Consider the following 14,412-nt stretch of genomic DNA (forward strand, 5'->3'; position numbering starts at 1 on the left):
CACCTACGCGTGCCAATGCGCTTCACGTGATTGAAACGTTTCATAGCGTGCTACACTGCACGCCACAGCAAACGACGATATCCGTGGAGTGCCATGCAGAAAAAAGCCGCAGCGCAGCGCAAGCCGACCCTGAAGGACCTGGCCGAGCAAGCGGGCGTTTCGGTCGGCACCGCCTCCAACGTGATGGCGGAGCGAGACGGCCCGTCCGCCGAGACCGTCGCCCACGTGTTCGAGGTGGCGCGCAAGATCGGCTATGTCGCCAACGCCGCGGCCCGCAGCCTGCGCTCGCGGCGCTCGCGCCTGGTGGCCTGCCTGGTGCCGGACATCACCAACCGCTTCTACGGCGTGATCGTGCGCGCGGCCGAACATGTGCTGCGCGAGGCCGGCTACACCTTGCTGCTGGTCGACACCCATAACGACACCGAACGCGAATGCGAGCTGCTGCTGGACGTGACCCGTGTCGGCGTTGACGGCGTGCTGTTCGCGCCCGGCTCCGAGAGCTCCGGAAAGCTGCAGCAGCGGATCGCGCAGGTGGATGTGCCGCTGGTGATCCTGGACCGCGATATCGCGCCGGATCGGCCCAGCGTCAAGGTGGACCACTTCAGCGGCGCGCTGAAGACCGCCAACTATCTGCTCGATCTTGGCCACCGCCGCATTGCCCTGCTCTTCCCCAGCTCGCACCTGCGCCCCGCGCGCGAGCGCTGGCAGGCCTTCGAGACGGCTGCCGCCGCGCGCGGCATCGGCGATGCGCTGGAGCTTGTGCGCATCGACACCAGTTCGATGGACGTCGCCTTTTCGCAATGCCTGGCGCTGTTCCAACAGACCGCGCCGCCGACCGCCATCTTTGGGCTGGGCACGACCCTGCTCGCCGGCGCGCTCAAGGCAGCACGCCAGACCGGCAGGGACATTCCGGGCAACCTGTCGGTGGTGTGCGTGGGCGATACCGAACTGGCCCAGGTGCATACGCCCGAGCTGACCACGCTCACCTGGAACCTGCAGGACCTGGGGCGCCATGCCGCCCGCCTGCTCCTTGCCGAGATGGAGCCCGGCATCGATCCGCAAGGCAGCCCTGACGCAACCGGGCACCTGATGCTGACCTGCGAGCTGATCCTGCGCGAGTCCTGCGCCGCCGTCCACACGGGGGCAGGCAAAAAACCGGCGCGAGGCCGGGCGAAGCGCCTCGCCAGCTAGGACTACCACTTTCCCCGGACCCATCACGCAAGCCCCCGCCGGGCGGCGCGATGCCGCCATTCCGGCATGCCCTTACCCTGTCTCAAGCCCTTGCAGGCAGTCGTTTACCCTTTATATGAAACGTTTCAATTCCGTGCTATATTTTTTCCATCCCTGGTAGTGGGGATCATGCAAACAATCACGTAAAGATCATCCAAAGATCACCACGGAGACAGCCACAGCATGCCGGACAGCAATCGCAAAGGAGTGAGCCGGCTTGCCGGCAAGGCAGCCATCGTCGTAGGCGCGGGATCGATCGGCGCCGACACCAGCAACGGCGCAGCCGCCGCCATCGTCTACGCCCGCGAAGGCGCGCGGGTGCTGTGCGTGGACCGCGACCTGGCGCTGGCCCGCAGGACCGCGAGCCAGATCGAGGATGCGGGCGGAAGCGCCAGCGCCTTCGAGGCCGACGTGCGCGACGGCGCGCGGCTGGCAGCCATGGTGGAGGCCTGCCGCGAGCGCTATGGCCGCATCGACGTGCTGCACAACAACGTGGGCATCGAGGAGATCGGCGAGCTCGAGGACATCACGGAGCAATCCTGGGACCGCGTGTTCGACATCAACCTCAAAGGCGCCATGCTCGCCTGCCAGAAGGCAATGCCGCACATGATCGCGCAGGGCGGCGGCTCGATCATCAACATCTCGTCGATCGCCAGCCGCAAATGGGGCCCGATGCCCTTTCTCTCCTACAACGCATCGAAGGCCGCGCTCAACCACATGACGCGGATCCTCGCGCGCCGCTACGCCGCGGACCAGGTGCGCTGCAATGTGATCCTGCCCGGCCTGATCGATACGCCCCATGCGGCCCACCTGACCGATGGCGACGAAGCCGCCGTGCAGGCCGCGCGCGAGTTTCGCAACAGCCGCTGCCCCATGGGCCGGCAAGGCACGCCGTGGGATATCGCCTACGCGGCGTTGTTCCTTGCCTCCGATGAGTCGCGTTATGTGACGGGGCTGGAGATGGTGGTAGATGGCGGACTGGGGCTTTGACGAAAATAGACAGCGAATCAAAGGCCGCACCGCGGCACATGACAAAGAATCAGGAGACGCCCCATGCCCCGCCACCTAGCCGCCGCTACGCTCGTCGTCGCGCTTGCCGCGCCCGCAATCGCAGCGCAGGCCAGTGAACCCTCCGCCGACTACCCCTCCCACCCCATCCGCCTGTTGCTGCCGATCTCGGCCGGCTCCGGCGGCGACATCCTTGGCCGCGTGCTCGCGCAGCGCATGTCGGCCATCCTGAAGCAGCCCATCGTGGTGGAAAACAAGGGTGGCGCCTCCGGCATCATCGGCACGCAAGCGGTCGCGCGCGCGGCGCCCGACGGCTACACCTTCACGCTCGGCGGCGCGACCACGCATATGCTGAACGCCGCGGTCTACACCAAGCTGCCGTATGACCCGGTGAAGGACTTCACCGCCATCGGCCAGGTCGGCACCGCCGCCATCCTGCTGGTGGCCAGCAATGACTTTCCCGCGAACGACATCAAGGCGCTGGTGGCGTACACCAAGAGCCATCCCAACGAAGTGCAGTACGCCAGTTGGGGCACCGGCTCCACGGGCCAATTCTGCGGCGAGGTGCTCAAGCAACTGGCCGGCGCCTCGATGACGCATATTCCCTACAAGACCGTGCCACAGGTGCTCAACGACATCGTTGCCGGGCATATCAAGCTGGGCTATGTGGACATGACTTCGGGCACGCCCTTCGTCAAGTCCGGCAAGGTCAAGGCGATCGGCACCTGTACCTCGCGTTCGCCGAGCCTGCCCGGGGTGAAGAGCTATGTCGACGAGGGCATCGATTTTGACCGCGTATTCCGCTGGGGCCTGTATGTGCCCGCCGGCACGCCCAGACCGATCGTACAGAAGCTGTCGGACGCCTTGAACCAGGTGCTGGCCACGCCGGAGATCAAGGCCCGCCTGCTGGAGATGGGCATCGCGGCCACGCCGATGAGCGGCGAGGAACTCGGCAAGCTGAATGAGCGCGATATCCCGGCGTGGAAAGACGTAGCAAAGACCGCCGGCGTGACGCAGGACTAAGCGCCTTATGCACGCGTCAATGCACGCATCAGCGCATCAATCACCCGGCAAGTTCGCAAAAAACCCAAATCACGGAGCCCTGAACATGGATAGTCTGTCTCTCGCCCGCATCCAGACCGTGCGCGACCATATGGCCCTGGAGTGCACCCAGGAATGGGACGCCGTCATCGCCACCTTTGCCCATCCGCGCTACGAGATGCACGGAGGCGGCGCGGTCTTCGACGGCGAGCAAGCGGTGCGCGGCTACTTCGCGTCTTCGCGCACGCCCTTCCCCGACCAGGCCAACGAGATCATCAGCATCGCCGCGGCCGGCGACACGGTGCTGGTGGAATTCTGGCTCACCGGCACCCACCTAGGCCCCCTGAAGGCGAACGGCACCGTCTACCCGCCCACAGGCCGCGCGTTTCGCGTGCGCATGGCCGCATCGTTCGAGTTCGCGCCCGACAGCGACAAGATCGTTTGCGAGCGGCCGTACTTCGACCAGGGGGCAAAGCTGCGCTCGCTGGGGCTGGCCGCCACCTAGCGCATGGCACGCTGTCCGTGAGGGAAAGGCCATGCGGATCGAACACCTTGGTCTGCGCGCCGAGGTGCCGAAGGATCCGCTGGGCTTCGAGCGCAAACAGGCGGCTACAGGAGTTCGGGTGCAGCGAGCCGTCGAGCAGGAGAATGCGCGGCGCATGTGATCCCGGCAGCGATATAAAGCGATCCACGAGCCGCCCGGTGTCCGGTGCCTGACCAAAACAGCTTATGTCGCTTCAAGCACAGAGAGAATATTGCCGGCCGGGTCCTTGAACCAGGCGATGACGGGGCCGCCCTCGCTGCGGCAGATGCCCCGCTCGTCGGTCTTCAGCCCAGGCAGGTCGTAGGTCTCGAAGCGCACGCCGAGCTTGCCGAGTGTCTCCACGGCCTTGTCCACGCTCTTCACCGGGAAATTCAGCACCGTGAACGTCGCAGGCACGTGGTTCGGCTTGGAGTAAAGCAGCACGTTGTTGCCGCCGGCGATATACAGGGTCAGCAAGCCCCCGCTTGCGGACACTTCCAGCCCCAGCGTACCGCCATAGAAGTTCGTGGCCCTGGCGATGTCGTCGACCGAGAATCCGCTGAATGCATGACTGTCGCGCAACATGGCTTGCTCCTTGAAATCACTTCCGCGCATGCGCAAACAAAACCGGCCCGCTCGCGCCGCAGCGGCCTACGGGCCAGTATTGTTCATCGCGGCGGGGGACTCAAGGCAGGTAACAAAGCACAGCGCGCGATTCAGCCTGGGCTTACTTCGTGCTACCAGACTCCGCCGCCTCGGTGCGCTGGAGCGCACGGCTGCACTTGCGCACAAGCCGCGCAGGCGATTGCTCCGCCTCAAGCGCCTTCGACGCGGCGATCAGCATCGCGGGCAAGGCAGGATCGCGCCTTGCCTCGTCCATGGCCGCCTGATCGTCGGCACCCAGTTGGCCAAGCGCCGCCGACAAGGCTGCCTCGTAGCGCGGCGCGTTCGCGGGATCCAGCTTCGCGCAAGCCATCGGGAAGGCAACGATGGAGGCGTACATCGCCACCTTGAATTCCGGCGCCAACGGGCCGCACGGCGCATCGGGCGGGCACGGCGTGGTGGAAAAACTGCTTGCGGAAAACAATGCCAGGATCACTGCGTTAACTGTCTTTACAGGCATGGTGGTGTCGCGCCCGTGACGGGCAACGCCTCAGGCCGGTGCATCCGCCCCACCCCTGACCGGCAGCCAGATTTCCACGGTGCCCGTCCCCGCCACCGGATCGAAGTCCGCGCTGTAGCGCTCAAACTCAGGCGCATGCCCGGCCTGGAACCCGGACGCCGGCAGCCATTTGTGCCAGATGCGGTGAAACGTCTCGTGCAGCGTCGAAATATCGCCTGCATGCACGAATACGGCGTAGCGCTGCGGCTCGACCTTGATGCAGCGAAACGATGACGGCAGTCCGTCCGGGCTGCTCACTTCCACGCCGGCCACATACTCGAAGCTGCCATCGTCCCTGGGATTGCAGCACAGTCCGTAGGTCATCCCGCCCACCTGGCCCGGGACTTCGCCAATGGAGGGGCCGAATGCTTCCCAGAGCGCGGGGATGCCGCCGTTCGTTTCCAGGGTGAACCGCCCGCCGAGGCCCGCTATCCAGAATGTGCGGCCGGCTTCAAAACGTGGGGTGGGCAGAACGGTGGCGTTCGGTTCTTGCATGCGTTGTGGCTCGGAGAAACAGCAGTCCATGGGAGATGTGCGGCGTGCGCGGCGCCAAGCATAGCGCAAACGCCGCCGGCACTTGATACGCCGATTCGAAGCTCGTACCATGCCTTGATTAGCGAAATATAGCGATGTATACAACGCGGGTCAAAGCAGGCGCCCTGGCCAGCCAAGGAGAGAGTTCCGTGAATGAAGCACTGTCCGCCAGCACTGGCGAGAGCAACGTGCGGCAATACCAGTCCGATGCGCTGACGATTTCGGGGCTGCCGCAAACGCTCAACCTGGACGCGGCAGCCCTGGCGGGCTGCGCTGATATGGTGGGCGGGCCGGCAACCATCCAATGCTATTCGGGGCGCCATGTCCGCGAAGTGCGGCACTGGCGCGGCGTGCGCGTGACGCAGTTGCTTGACCTCGCCGGCATGCAGGCACTGCCCATCGGGCGGCGCAAGCAGAGCGTGGTCGCCGTGGTCGCGAAAGACGGCTACCGGTGCCTGTTCACCTGGCACGAGCTGTACAACACGGCCGTGGGCAGCGGCGTGATCCTGGTGGTGGAAAAGGACGGCGTGGCGTTCGATCCCGACCTTGGCGGGCTCCACCTGGTGTCATTGCGCGACCTCAAGCTTGGCCCGCGCCAGGCGCTCGCGGTCAGTGGCATCGAGGTCCGGCAGTGGCAGGCTTAGAGGCCATTTCCGAAAGATTCTGGCGTCGTTGCGCGGCCTTGGCCGATTCGCTTGTACTGTCTGCGGCCGCGCGTGGCCAGAACCGCCTCGCTTCATTTTGAAACAATCAGCATCTTAGGGTTCAGGGTTCAGGGCTTGGCCAGCAGCTTGATCAGGCCGTTGATCTCGGCCTCGCAGGCCTTGGCCGCGCGTAGCTCCGCGGCGCGGTAGAGCCGGATCGCTTCCTCGCCCACCGGCGTGAGCACGGTGCCGCCACCCTGCGCGCCGCCATGTTCGGAATCCACTGCCGGCCTGGCCAGCGAGCGGTTGATTTCGTTGAGCAGATCCCAGGCCCGCTTGTAGGACATGTCGAGGTGTTTCGCCGCAGCGGAAATGGAGCCGCATTCGCGGATCGCTTCCAGCAGCGCAATTTTGCCGGGGCCAATGGCGATGGTATCGCCCAGCATGACGCGCATGCGAAACAGCGCCTGCGGCGTATCCGGGCTGACCGAGGTTCGGGAGCGAGCAAGTTTGACCATGGCGGCATGGTACCCCGGCGGCATCCCCAGCGGAATACGCGCGCCATGCAATAGCGCTCGCGCCGACGCGGATAGCACCATACGATCCGCAAAGCGTTACAAGTGTTCGCGGCGCCGGCCACCCAAAAGGCGCCATTGCGCGGCACGCCTATGCGCGCGCGGCCAGCAGGACGCTGGAGGCCTTGAAGATGGCGACAGCCGCGCCGCCTTGCACCAGCCCGAGGCTGGTCACGCTGTCATTGGTGATGATGGCCACGATCTCGCCGCCCTGCGCCAGGCCGATGGAAACCTCCGCATTCACCGCCCCGATCCTGATGCCCGATACCGTGCCGGCAAGCTGGTTGCGCGCGGAGAGGAGGATGTCCGGGTCGGGCACACCCACGATCACGGACGTTGCCTTGATCAGCGCGACGGCTTCCTTGCCGACCGCCAGCCCGAGGCGCTTCGTGCTCTCGGCGGTGATGGTCGCCACGATCCGCACGCCGCTGGCGATCTCCAGTTCGATTTCATCGTTTACCGCGCCTTTGTGGACCGCGCTGACCTTACCGCTCAATTGGTTTCTTGCGCTGGTTTTCATCTTGCCCTTGCCTCGTCATGTCCGCGGCCATCGCCCGGCCGCATGGGTCCCGGCCTGTGGCGCCCGGGTGCCTGATCGCCCGATCATAGCGCGTTCACATCCCTTCGCCATGCCGTCCTTCCTGATCACCATTCTTGCCAGATTGCCAGATCAGGCCCGGACATAGACCCACGCCTGAACGCCGGATTTCAGCGTCACCGCGATGCGCTTGTAGTCAGAGACTTCATAGGCATCGGCCGCGGCCAGTTCCTGCGCGGTGATCTCGAAGACCATGCCGGCCACCGCATCGTTGGGATCCGGGCTGGGCTGGACAATCGGATGATGCGTCTTTCCGCTGGTAGCAACCACGGCGGGGTCATCGATGGCGACCATCGATTGCGAGTAGCCGGGGATGGCGTCATCGCGGCCGGCCAGTTCGCGGCCGAAGTTGGCGATCTGCACCGCCTTGTCTTGCAACGTCCCGTAGGAAAAAAGCAGTACAGCCGTATCCTTCGCATCCACCATCATCGCCACTCCTTTTGATCTGCCTGTCTGGCGCTGCAATTCTAGGGCATGCCCGGTGGTTGCCGGCAGCGCCGCATGACATACCTGATGCGCCTGCGACGCGCTGCCTGCGCCGCCGCACATCCGTTATATTCAATGGTATATTTCGCTGACCGAACGGGAATCCTGGCGTTGCCCCTCTCCGAGGCATGGCAACGCGCCACCCTGCCCGTCTTCTCTCACGCGAGGTCCGCATGCACACGCCACCGTTTCGCCTTGCTCGCGCCAATGGCATTGGTGCAGCGCTTGGCCACGAGCAGCCACCGGCCACCGGTTGTTGCTCGCCAGCCGAGCCGCAGAGCCGCGCAGTACGGCGGCGCACGCGCCTGGCCGAGCTGGACTCGCACCTGCACTGCTCAGTGATAGGCACTTGCATGACCACCAGCGAGCTGCGCAAGCTGGTACCGCGCTTCACCACGCTGGACCGGCAGCGCGCCACCGACCTCGAAATCCACCATGAAGCGGTCAAGCTTTCCAGCGCGGGCGGCGAGGGTTGCAAAGCATTCCAGAAAGCGCTCGATGAGCGCTACGCGAGCACCTTGAAGCGTTTCGGCGTGGCCAGGGATGCGGATGCCGTGCGCAAGCTCTGGGACGACGCCGTCAGCAGCGGCGACATCCCGCCGGCTTACTGGGCGGTGATGACGCACCCTGAAGCCGGCACCGCGGTTCGCCAGGCGGCGTTTGGCGAGGTGCATATGCTGTCGCACCTGGTGGGTGCGGCGAATCGCGCCGACATCCGCCGGCTGATCGCGCTGGAAGAAGAAAACGCCACGCTGCGGGACAAGCTCGAGCGCCTGCAGGAGCGCCTGCAGGCGTTGAACACGCGGCATGAAATGGCGATCCGCCAGATGAGCGATCCGCTCAGCCAGCTGAACGCGCGCGCGGCCCGGCAAGCGGGGCCGCGCGACACAGGTACGGATATGGATGCGACATTGCAGATACTGCAAGAAAGCCTGGCGGCACGCGATGCGGAACTCGCACTGCAAGCAAGCCGCCGCGAAGCCGCGGAGCAACGCGCCATGCGCGAACACGAGCAGATGCAAGCGGTGCGCGCGCAGCTTGACGACGCGCTGGCCCAGCTGAAGATCAGCCGCGCCGAATCGCAAGCCATGGAACGCGCCGTGCTCCCCGCCGCGGCACAAGGGGAGGAGCGCCACGCCGGGCTGCGCCAGCTACAGGGAAAACGCATTGTCTATGTCGGCGGACGCCCCGGCTCCAACCACACCCTGAAATCGCTGGTGGAATCCACCGGCGGCCAGCTCGTGCTGCACGACGGCGGCATCGAGGACAGGAAGGGCCTGCTGGCGGCAACCGTGGCCCGCGCGGACATGGTGGTGTTTCCCGTCGACTGCATCGACCATGACTCCATGAGCATGCTCAAGCGCGTTTGCGAGCGCCATCAGGTGGCCTACTATCCCTTGCGAACCGCCAGCGTGGCCAGCTTTGTCGAGCTGACCACGCGCGTCAGCGCAGCGGCGTAGCAAGAAGCCAGCGCCATGGCGCCAACGTATCAGGGCTTGGTGCCGCCCAACCCGCCAAGCAGTCCGCCGAGCAGGCCACCCGTGCCCGCATTGCCGGCGCCCGCCGTGCCGGTTGCACCTGTTGCGCCTGACAGCACGTTGGTGACCGGAGCCAATGCACTGGTCAGCGAGCCAGGCAAGGCACCAGGCAGCGCGCCGCCGCCACTGCCCGTGGCATGCGTCACCGTGCCGAGGGTGTTGTTGAGCAGGCTGGTCACTGGCGCGAGCAGGCCCGACGTCGGCGTATTGCCCGGTGCCAGGCCACCCGTCAGACCGCCCGTCAGCCCGCCAAGCAGGTTCGTGACCGGGGCCAGCGGATTATTGCCAGTGCCGCCCGTGGGGGCGTTGACCAGGCCGCCCAGCGCGGAAACCGTATTGCCGGTGGACGTCACGATGCCCCCCAGGCTGGATACCACCGGCGCGTTGGTCTGCGTGATCGTAGTGCCAACGGTGCCCACCGTACCGCCAACAGTGCGCAGCAGATTGTCGACGACGGAACCCAGGCCGGTCGCCGCGCCCAGGGTCTGCGTGGCGCCGGTCAGCGTGGAGGTCAGCGGCACGATCGCCTGGCCGAGCGTGCCTGTGATCTGGGTCACCGGACTGGTGATGGCCTGCGGTCCCGCGCCACCCACGATCTGGCCAACTTGGCTGACGATGGATCCCACCGGCGTGGTGACGGCGGCCAGCGGGCCGGTGCCCACCGCGCCGACGGCGCTGCCCACGCCGCTGATTGCCGTGCCGAGTTGATTGAGCGCCGAAGGGCCGGTCGCGCCGGTGAGCCCCGTGCCCCCGGTAGCACCGGTAGCACCGGTGGCGCCGGTGGGTCCCGTGCCGCCCGCCGGGCCGGTGGCCCCCGTGGATCCCGCAGATCCGGTGGCGCCAGTGGGGCCCGAGGGACCTGTAGCACCCGTGGCGCCGCCCGCACCGTTCGGGCCCGTGGCGCCCGTGGCACCGGTAGCGCCTGCGGAACCCGTTGCGCCCGTGGCTCCCGCCGCGCCGTTCGTTCCGTTCGTTCCGTTCGTTCCGTTCGTCCCCGTGGCGCCGGTAGCCCCGGCATCGCCCTTGGCGCCTGCGCTACCGGCCGCACCCGTGACACCGGTGTTGCCCGCCGCGCCCGTATTGCCCGTCGGGCCTGTGGCGCCAGTCTTGCCCATGGCGCCGTCGGATCCGTTGGCACAGCCGCCAAGCAGCACCAACGCGCCCAATGTGATACCAAGGAAATATTGCTGATTGCGCACGGTCAGACCTCTCTGGTTATTGCGTTGAATCGTCAAGTAGTGGCCTGGACGCAATAGTTATGCCCGAAGTAAAAGGCGCCTTTTCCCGTGCCGCGCGCGACCGTGCTCACAGCCCGGAAACCCGCTTGTGGATTGGCTTTGCGGGAAATTAACGTGGCCGGGATCGCGCGTTTGAAGCGCGCCCATCACCCACCTTTTCCGTTACGCGTTACGTAACGCCCCCCCGGCTCCACCGCCAATCAAACAGAAGAAACGGGCGCCTGGCACGCGCGCGCCAAACCCGGGGTTTATCCGGATCGGCAACTGCCAAGCGGCGACAGTCTTGCACCGGCGCGCTGCAGATAATCGCTCCAGGCAACGGACTGCGGCATCGGCCGCAGTGTTCCGCAGATTGCCCGCCACGGAGCTTTCAACATGACCACAACCCTCCCCCCCGATCTCAAGGCGCGCCGCGAGCGCCTGGTGCTTGACCACTTCGCCGATGAAACCCGGCAGGATTTCGACGCCGTGCTCGCCACCTTCCCGCACCCGCACTACGAGCTGATTCCCAGTGGCGAAGTGCATGACGGCATCGACACCGTGCGCCAGTACTACATCGACAGCCGCCTGGCCTTCCCCGACCAGCGCCACGAGATCATCCAGCTGCGCCACACGGACGATGCCGTGATCGTGGAGTTCTGGCTGCTGGGCACGCACCGTGGCCCGTTACGCGGCTTGCCGCCGACGGGCAATGCGTTTCGCTGCCGCATGATCGCGCTGTTCATCTTCGAGGGCGAGCGCCTGGTTTGCGAGCGCGTGTATTTCGACACGCTGACGATGCTGCGCCAGTTGCTGGCCGGCACGCCGCCGGACATGCTGCCCCAGCTGATCGGCGGCCTGCTGGGCCAGCCACAAGCGCGCCAGGCCGAAGCCGCATAAAAAGAAAAACAAGAACCACAGGAGACAACGCATGAAACGCGAACCCGACCCGACCGGCCTGCTGCCGATCTCCGACTTTGACGGCGCGCGCTGCGCCAGCGCGCCACAGGACCGCCTGCGCGCCCTGCGCCGCGGCGCGGCGCACTTCCGCGAGCAATTCCTGGAAGCACCGCCGGTCCGGTTCGCGCGCAGTTTCAACCTGCTGCGGGTTCCCTACCCAGCCTGGTACGCCTTTAACGGCGTGTACTCGCAACAGCTGCTCAAGCCGCACTTGATCCACCTGCTGTCGCGCATGGTGCTGATCCAGTACGAGGACTTCGCGGGGTGCCTGCGCACGCTGCTGTTTACCCCCGCGGACTTCGAGGCCGGCGCCGAGACGCCCTACTTCAAGCGCATGAGCACGCAGACGCCGCGCTTACTGCACAGCACCATCGCCCCCGTCTACGGCACGGTGCTGCAAGCGCTGGCTCGCTGCGGCGTGGCGCCGGAGCAGATCGACTACATCACCTACGATCACCTGCACACGCAGGACGTGCGCCGCTGGCTCGGCAGCGGCGCGAGCCGCGGATTGCTGCCCAACGCGAGGCTTCTGGTGCACCGGCAGGAGCTGGCCAGCGTGCAGGGCCTGCTGCCGGTGCAGGCCGACTGGTACTGCCCCAATGGCCTCGCGCACGTGCCGCGGGAGCGCATCGTCGCTTTCGACGGCAGCGTGCACCTGGGCCACGGCCTGGCGCTGGTGCACACGCCAGGGCACACCGAAGGCAATCATTCGCTGGTCTATCGCACGCCCGACGGCATCCGCGTGAGCAGCGAGAACGGTGTCAGCGCGGATAGCTGGTCGCCGGAGCATTCGCGCCACAACGGCATCCGGCGCTTTGCGCGCGCCACCGGGGCCGAGGTGATCCTGAACGGCAATACACAGGAGGGCAGCAACGACCAGTACCTGTCCATGGTGCTGGAGAAAACCATCGCGGGCGGCTCCGAAGCGCATCCGTTTTGCAACGTCGTGCCGTCGTCCGAGTGCACGCCGTACTGGCTGTTCCCGGGCGCGCCGTCCAGCCATTTGTGGGGCGAGACCGAGTTCGGCCACCCGACCAGCACACGGGCAGACCGGGGGCCCGCGCAATGAACACCGCCGCCCTCACCAAGCCGGCCGGCGCGGCCGCCGCCGATCCGGCCAGCGACGCCGAACTGTTCCGCAAGATCACATGGCGGCTGCTGCCGCTGCTATGCGTGTGCTATGTCTTCAATTACCTGGACCGGACCAACGTTGGCTATGCGCAGTTGCAGATGCGCGAGGACCTCGGCTTTGGCGATGCCGTCTTTGGCCTGGGCGCGAGCATCTTCTTTCTCGGCTATGCGCTGTTCGAGGTGCCCAGCAACCTGATGCTGGCGAAGATCGGCGTGCGGGCCACGCTGCTGCGCATCATGGGACTGTGGGGACTGGCGAGCGCGGCCATGATCTTCGTGAGCACACCCACGCAATTCTATGCGTTGCGGTTCCTGATCGGCGTGCTGGAGGCCGGGTTCGCGCCGGGGGTGCTGTACTACTTCACGCTCTGGTACCCGTCGCGCCGCCGGGCACAGGTGACGGCGCTGTTCTTCATGGCGTATGGCGCCGCGCCGATCGTGGCCGGGCCGCTGGCGGGCCTGGTGATGACGTTCCTCAACGGCGCGTGGTCCTTGCAGGGGTGGCAGTGGCTGTTCCTGCTGGAGGGGATACCGAGCGCGCTGCTGGGCATCCTGGCCTTCTTCATCCTGTCGGACGGTCCCGCGCAGGCACGGTGGCTCAGCGCCCCTGAGCGGCAACGTGTCGTCCGGCTGCTGGAGGAGGACCAGGCCGCCAATGGCATCCGCGCGGCCCACGGCTTTGGCGCCGCGATGCGCGACCGGCGCGTGTGGATGCTCGGCCTGATTTCGTTTCTCGCCATCCTGGGCATCTACGCCTTGTCGTTCTGGCAGCCCACGCTGTTGAAGATGATGGGGCTGAGCGTGCTGCAGGTGGGGTTTTACGCGGTGGTGCCGGCTGTCACCGGGATTGCGGCGTCCATCGTCGTGGGGCGCCATTCGGACCGCACGGGGGAGCGGCGCTGGCATTTTGCCGTGGCGGCGCTGGTTGGCGCGCTGGGCTTGTCGCTCACCACGCTGTTCATGCACAACCCGCTGGCGGCGGTGCTGTGCCTGGCGCTGTCGTCGGCAGGCATCTCCAGCGCCTTCACGATTCTCTGGTCCGTGCCGGGCAGCATCCTGGCGGACCGGGGCGCGGCTGCCGGCATCGCCATGATCAGCACGATCGGCAGCAGCGCGGGCCTGGTGGCGCCGGTCATGGTGGGCGCCATCAAGGCCGCCACCGGAGGCTTCACGTATAGCCTGTACATCCTCAGCGCGGCCCTGGTGCTGGCCGCGCTGCTCTTCGTGCTGGCGTTTCCCATGCGCATGGCCGCGCGTGAAACCCGCCCCGCGCGTCAGGCGTTGCCGCGGCGCGCATCCAGGCTGAAGCGGCCCGCACCGTAGACCACGATCTGCAGCAGGCCGCCGGCCATCGCGATGTTCTTGAAGAAGTGGATGAACTGGTTCTGGTCCGCCAGGTTGGCATGGAAGGCCAGCGCGGTCGCCACGCTAAAGACGGCCAGGATGGCAGCTACCAGGCGGGTGCGGTATCCCAGCACCAGGGCGATGCCGCCCACCACTTCCACGGCGATGGCAATGGCCAGCGCCACTTGCGGCAGCGGCAGGCCGACCGACTGGATGTAGCCGATCATGGCGGCCGGCGCGGCCAGCTTGGACGCGCCGGAGAGCAGGAAGATGGCGCTGATCAGGACACGGCCCAGCACTGCCACGCCGGCTGCGGCGGGTGTGTCGGCGTGGGCGTTCGTCTGGGCGTTGAGTTGGGCGGCTTGGGACATGGTGGTTCTCCATTCGATGCGGCCGCACGGTCATGGCAGGCCGGTTGAGT

General features: G+C 66.3%; 18 protein-coding genes and 1 pseudogene. 10 read left to right on the forward strand and 9 right to left on the reverse strand.

Annotated elements, in window-relative coordinates:
• Nucleotides 1–93 precede the first annotated feature (93 nt).
• From AC1RWI_RS07335 to AC1RWI_RS07350, 4 genes are all read left to right on the forward strand, one after another.
• A complete protein-coding gene (locus AC1RWI_RS07335; RefSeq protein ID WP_492865398.1) occupies nt 94–1,191 on the forward strand; it encodes a substrate-binding domain-containing protein in 1,098 nt (365 codons plus the stop codon).
• A gap of 222 nt (nt 1,192–1,413) precedes the next feature.
• Nucleotides 1,414–2,220 carry an SDR family NAD(P)-dependent oxidoreductase gene (locus tag AC1RWI_RS07340; protein WP_201777380.1) on the forward strand — a complete coding sequence of 269 codons (807 nt, stop codon included), beginning with the start codon at nt 1,414–1,416 and terminating at the stop codon, nt 2,218–2,220.
• Between the two features lie 63 nt (nt 2,221–2,283).
• Nucleotides 2,284–3,261: a Bug family tripartite tricarboxylate transporter substrate binding protein gene (locus tag AC1RWI_RS07345; protein ID WP_043353128.1), complete on the forward strand. Its 978-nt coding sequence runs from the start codon at nt 2,284–2,286 to the stop codon at nt 3,259–3,261.
• 85 nt (nt 3,262–3,346) lie between these two features.
• Nucleotides 3,347–3,784, forward strand: coding sequence for an ester cyclase (locus tag AC1RWI_RS07350; protein WP_043353126.1), 438 nt, complete (start codon nt 3,347–3,349; stop codon nt 3,782–3,784).
• 4 nt (nt 3,785–3,788) lie between these two features.
• Here AC1RWI_RS07350 and AC1RWI_RS07355 read toward each other — a convergent pair.
• The 3 genes and pseudogenes from AC1RWI_RS07355 to AC1RWI_RS07365 all read right to left on the reverse strand — a co-directional run.
• A pseudogene (locus tag AC1RWI_RS07355) lies at nt 3,789–3,971 on the reverse strand (hypothetical protein); the annotation flags it as partial.
• Nucleotides 3,972–4,006: 35 nt separating this feature from the next.
• Nucleotides 4,007–4,387 carry a VOC family protein gene (locus AC1RWI_RS07360; protein WP_043353124.1) on the reverse strand — a complete coding sequence of 127 codons (381 nt, stop codon included), beginning with the start codon at nt 4,385–4,387 and terminating at the stop codon, nt 4,007–4,009.
• A gap of 142 nt (nt 4,388–4,529) precedes the next feature.
• Complete coding sequence (locus AC1RWI_RS07365) at nt 4,530–4,805, reverse strand: hypothetical protein (RefSeq protein WP_043353122.1); 276 nt, start codon at nt 4,803–4,805, stop codon at nt 4,530–4,532.
• Here AC1RWI_RS07365 and AC1RWI_RS07370 point away from each other — a divergent pair.
• On the forward strand, nt 4,792–4,944 hold the full coding sequence (locus AC1RWI_RS07370; RefSeq protein WP_158408293.1) for a hypothetical protein: 153 nt from the start codon (nt 4,792–4,794) through the stop codon (nt 4,942–4,944). The genes AC1RWI_RS07365 and AC1RWI_RS07370 overlap by 14 nt on opposite strands.
• Nucleotides 4,945–4,955: 11 nt before the next feature.
• On the opposite strand, the gene AC1RWI_RS07375 is transcribed toward AC1RWI_RS07370, so the two are convergent.
• Nucleotides 4,956–5,459, reverse strand: a complete 504-nt coding sequence (locus tag AC1RWI_RS07375; RefSeq protein WP_492865402.1) for a GyrI-like domain-containing protein — start codon at nt 5,457–5,459, stop codon at nt 4,956–4,958.
• 188 nt (nt 5,460–5,647) lie between these two features.
• On the opposite strand from AC1RWI_RS07375, the gene AC1RWI_RS07380 reads away from it, so the two are divergent.
• Nucleotides 5,648–6,142 (forward strand): hypothetical protein, encoded by a 495-nt coding sequence (locus AC1RWI_RS07380; protein ID WP_492865404.1) that lies wholly within the window; start codon nt 5,648–5,650, stop codon nt 6,140–6,142.
• Nucleotides 6,143–6,270: 128 nt separating this feature from the next.
• Here the strand turns inward: AC1RWI_RS07380 and AC1RWI_RS07385 are convergent, their stop codons facing one another.
• From AC1RWI_RS07385 to AC1RWI_RS07395, 3 genes are all read right to left on the reverse strand, one after another.
• A complete protein-coding gene (locus AC1RWI_RS07385) occupies nt 6,271–6,597 on the reverse strand; it encodes a winged helix-turn-helix domain-containing protein (protein WP_043357615.1) in 327 nt (108 codons plus the stop codon).
• Between the two features lie 211 nt (nt 6,598–6,808).
• Complete coding sequence (locus AC1RWI_RS07390) at nt 6,809–7,237, reverse strand: TOBE domain-containing protein (protein ID WP_492865406.1); 429 nt, start codon at nt 7,235–7,237, stop codon at nt 6,809–6,811.
• A 150-nt stretch (nt 7,238–7,387) separates the two neighbouring features.
• Entirely contained in the window at nt 7,388–7,744 is a 357-nt protein-coding gene (locus tag AC1RWI_RS07395; protein WP_144409919.1) for a gamma-glutamylcyclotransferase family protein, read from the reverse strand.
• 230 nt (nt 7,745–7,974) lie between these two features.
• Here AC1RWI_RS07395 and AC1RWI_RS07400 point away from each other — a divergent pair, with 230 nt between their 5' ends.
• Nucleotides 7,975–9,261: a DUF2325 domain-containing protein gene (locus AC1RWI_RS07400; RefSeq protein WP_492865408.1), complete on the forward strand. Its 1,287-nt coding sequence runs from the start codon at nt 7,975–7,977 to the stop codon at nt 9,259–9,261.
• Between the two features lie 29 nt (nt 9,262–9,290).
• On the opposite strand, the gene AC1RWI_RS07405 is transcribed toward AC1RWI_RS07400, so the two are convergent.
• Nucleotides 9,291–10,538: a collagen-like triple helix repeat-containing protein gene (locus AC1RWI_RS07405; protein ID WP_492865410.1), complete on the reverse strand. Its 1,248-nt coding sequence runs from the start codon at nt 10,536–10,538 to the stop codon at nt 9,291–9,293.
• A 414-nt stretch (nt 10,539–10,952) separates the two neighbouring features.
• On the opposite strand from AC1RWI_RS07405, the gene AC1RWI_RS07410 reads away from it, so the two are divergent.
• From AC1RWI_RS07410 to AC1RWI_RS07420, 3 genes are read left to right on the forward strand one after another with little or no spacing between them, the layout of a single operon-like run.
• Nucleotides 10,953–11,456 (forward strand): ester cyclase, encoded by a 504-nt coding sequence (locus tag AC1RWI_RS07410; RefSeq protein ID WP_043353118.1) that lies wholly within the window; start codon nt 10,953–10,955, stop codon nt 11,454–11,456.
• Between the two features lie 31 nt (nt 11,457–11,487).
• On the forward strand, nt 11,488–12,585 hold the full coding sequence (locus AC1RWI_RS07415) for an MBL fold metallo-hydrolase (RefSeq protein WP_492865412.1): 1,098 nt from the start codon (nt 11,488–11,490) through the stop codon (nt 12,583–12,585).
• The gene (locus AC1RWI_RS07420; protein WP_492865414.1) at nt 12,582–13,970 is read left to right on the forward strand and encodes an MFS transporter; all 1,389 of its coding nucleotides are present in this window, start codon (nt 12,582–12,584) and stop codon (nt 13,968–13,970) included. Before AC1RWI_RS07415 ends, AC1RWI_RS07420 begins: the two co-directional genes overlap by 4 nt.
• Here AC1RWI_RS07420 and AC1RWI_RS07425 read toward each other — a convergent pair.
• A complete protein-coding gene (locus tag AC1RWI_RS07425; protein WP_043353114.1) occupies nt 13,922–14,362 on the reverse strand; it encodes a DoxX family protein in 441 nt (146 codons plus the stop codon). The genes AC1RWI_RS07420 and AC1RWI_RS07425 overlap by 49 nt on opposite strands.
• Nucleotides 14,363–14,412 lie beyond the last annotated feature (50 nt).

The sequence above is a fragment of the Cupriavidus sp. MPR-AND1C genome (genome assembly GCF_058809705.1).

Excerpts from the sequence above, each read along its gene's own strand:
- AC1RWI_RS07335 (WP_492865398.1), top strand. The coding sequence starts at position 94 with ATGCAGAAAAAAGCCGCAGCGCAGCGCAAGCCGACCCTGAAGGACCTG.
- AC1RWI_RS07340 (WP_201777380.1), top strand. The coding sequence starts at position 1,414 with ATGCCGGACAGCAATCGCAAAGGAGTGAGCCGGCTTGCCGGCAAGGCA.
- AC1RWI_RS07345 (WP_043353128.1), top strand. The coding sequence starts at position 2,284 with ATGCCCCGCCACCTAGCCGCCGCTACGCTCGTCGTCGCGCTTGCCGCG.
- AC1RWI_RS07350 (WP_043353126.1), top strand. The coding sequence starts at position 3,347 with ATGGATAGTCTGTCTCTCGCCCGCATCCAGACCGTGCGCGACCATATG.
- AC1RWI_RS07360 (WP_043353124.1), bottom strand. The coding sequence starts at position 4,387 with ATGTTGCGCGACAGTCATGCATTCAGCGGATTCTCGGTCGACGACATC.
- AC1RWI_RS07370 (WP_158408293.1), top strand. The coding sequence starts at position 4,792 with ATGGAGGCGTACATCGCCACCTTGAATTCCGGCGCCAACGGGCCGCAC.
- AC1RWI_RS07365 (WP_043353122.1), bottom strand. The coding sequence starts at position 4,805 with ATGTACGCCTCCATCGTTGCCTTCCCGATGGCTTGCGCGAAGCTGGAT.
- AC1RWI_RS07375 (WP_492865402.1), bottom strand. The coding sequence starts at position 5,459 with ATGCAAGAACCGAACGCCACCGTTCTGCCCACCCCACGTTTTGAAGCC.
- AC1RWI_RS07385 (WP_043357615.1), bottom strand. The coding sequence starts at position 6,597 with ATGCGCGTCATGCTGGGCGATACCATCGCCATTGGCCCCGGCAAAATT.
- AC1RWI_RS07390 (WP_492865406.1), bottom strand. The coding sequence starts at position 7,237 with ATGAAAACCAGCGCAAGAAACCAATTGAGCGGTAAGGTCAGCGCGGTC.
- AC1RWI_RS07395 (WP_144409919.1), bottom strand. The coding sequence starts at position 7,744 with ATGATGGTGGATGCGAAGGATACGGCTGTACTGCTTTTTTCCTACGGG.
- AC1RWI_RS07400 (WP_492865408.1), top strand. The coding sequence starts at position 7,975 with ATGCACACGCCACCGTTTCGCCTTGCTCGCGCCAATGGCATTGGTGCA.
- AC1RWI_RS07410 (WP_043353118.1), top strand. The coding sequence starts at position 10,953 with ATGACCACAACCCTCCCCCCCGATCTCAAGGCGCGCCGCGAGCGCCTG.
- AC1RWI_RS07415 (WP_492865412.1), top strand. The coding sequence starts at position 11,488 with ATGAAACGCGAACCCGACCCGACCGGCCTGCTGCCGATCTCCGACTTT.
- AC1RWI_RS07420 (WP_492865414.1), top strand. The coding sequence starts at position 12,582 with ATGAACACCGCCGCCCTCACCAAGCCGGCCGGCGCGGCCGCCGCCGAT.
- AC1RWI_RS07425 (WP_043353114.1), bottom strand. The coding sequence starts at position 14,362 with ATGTCCCAAGCCGCCCAACTCAACGCCCAGACGAACGCCCACGCCGAC.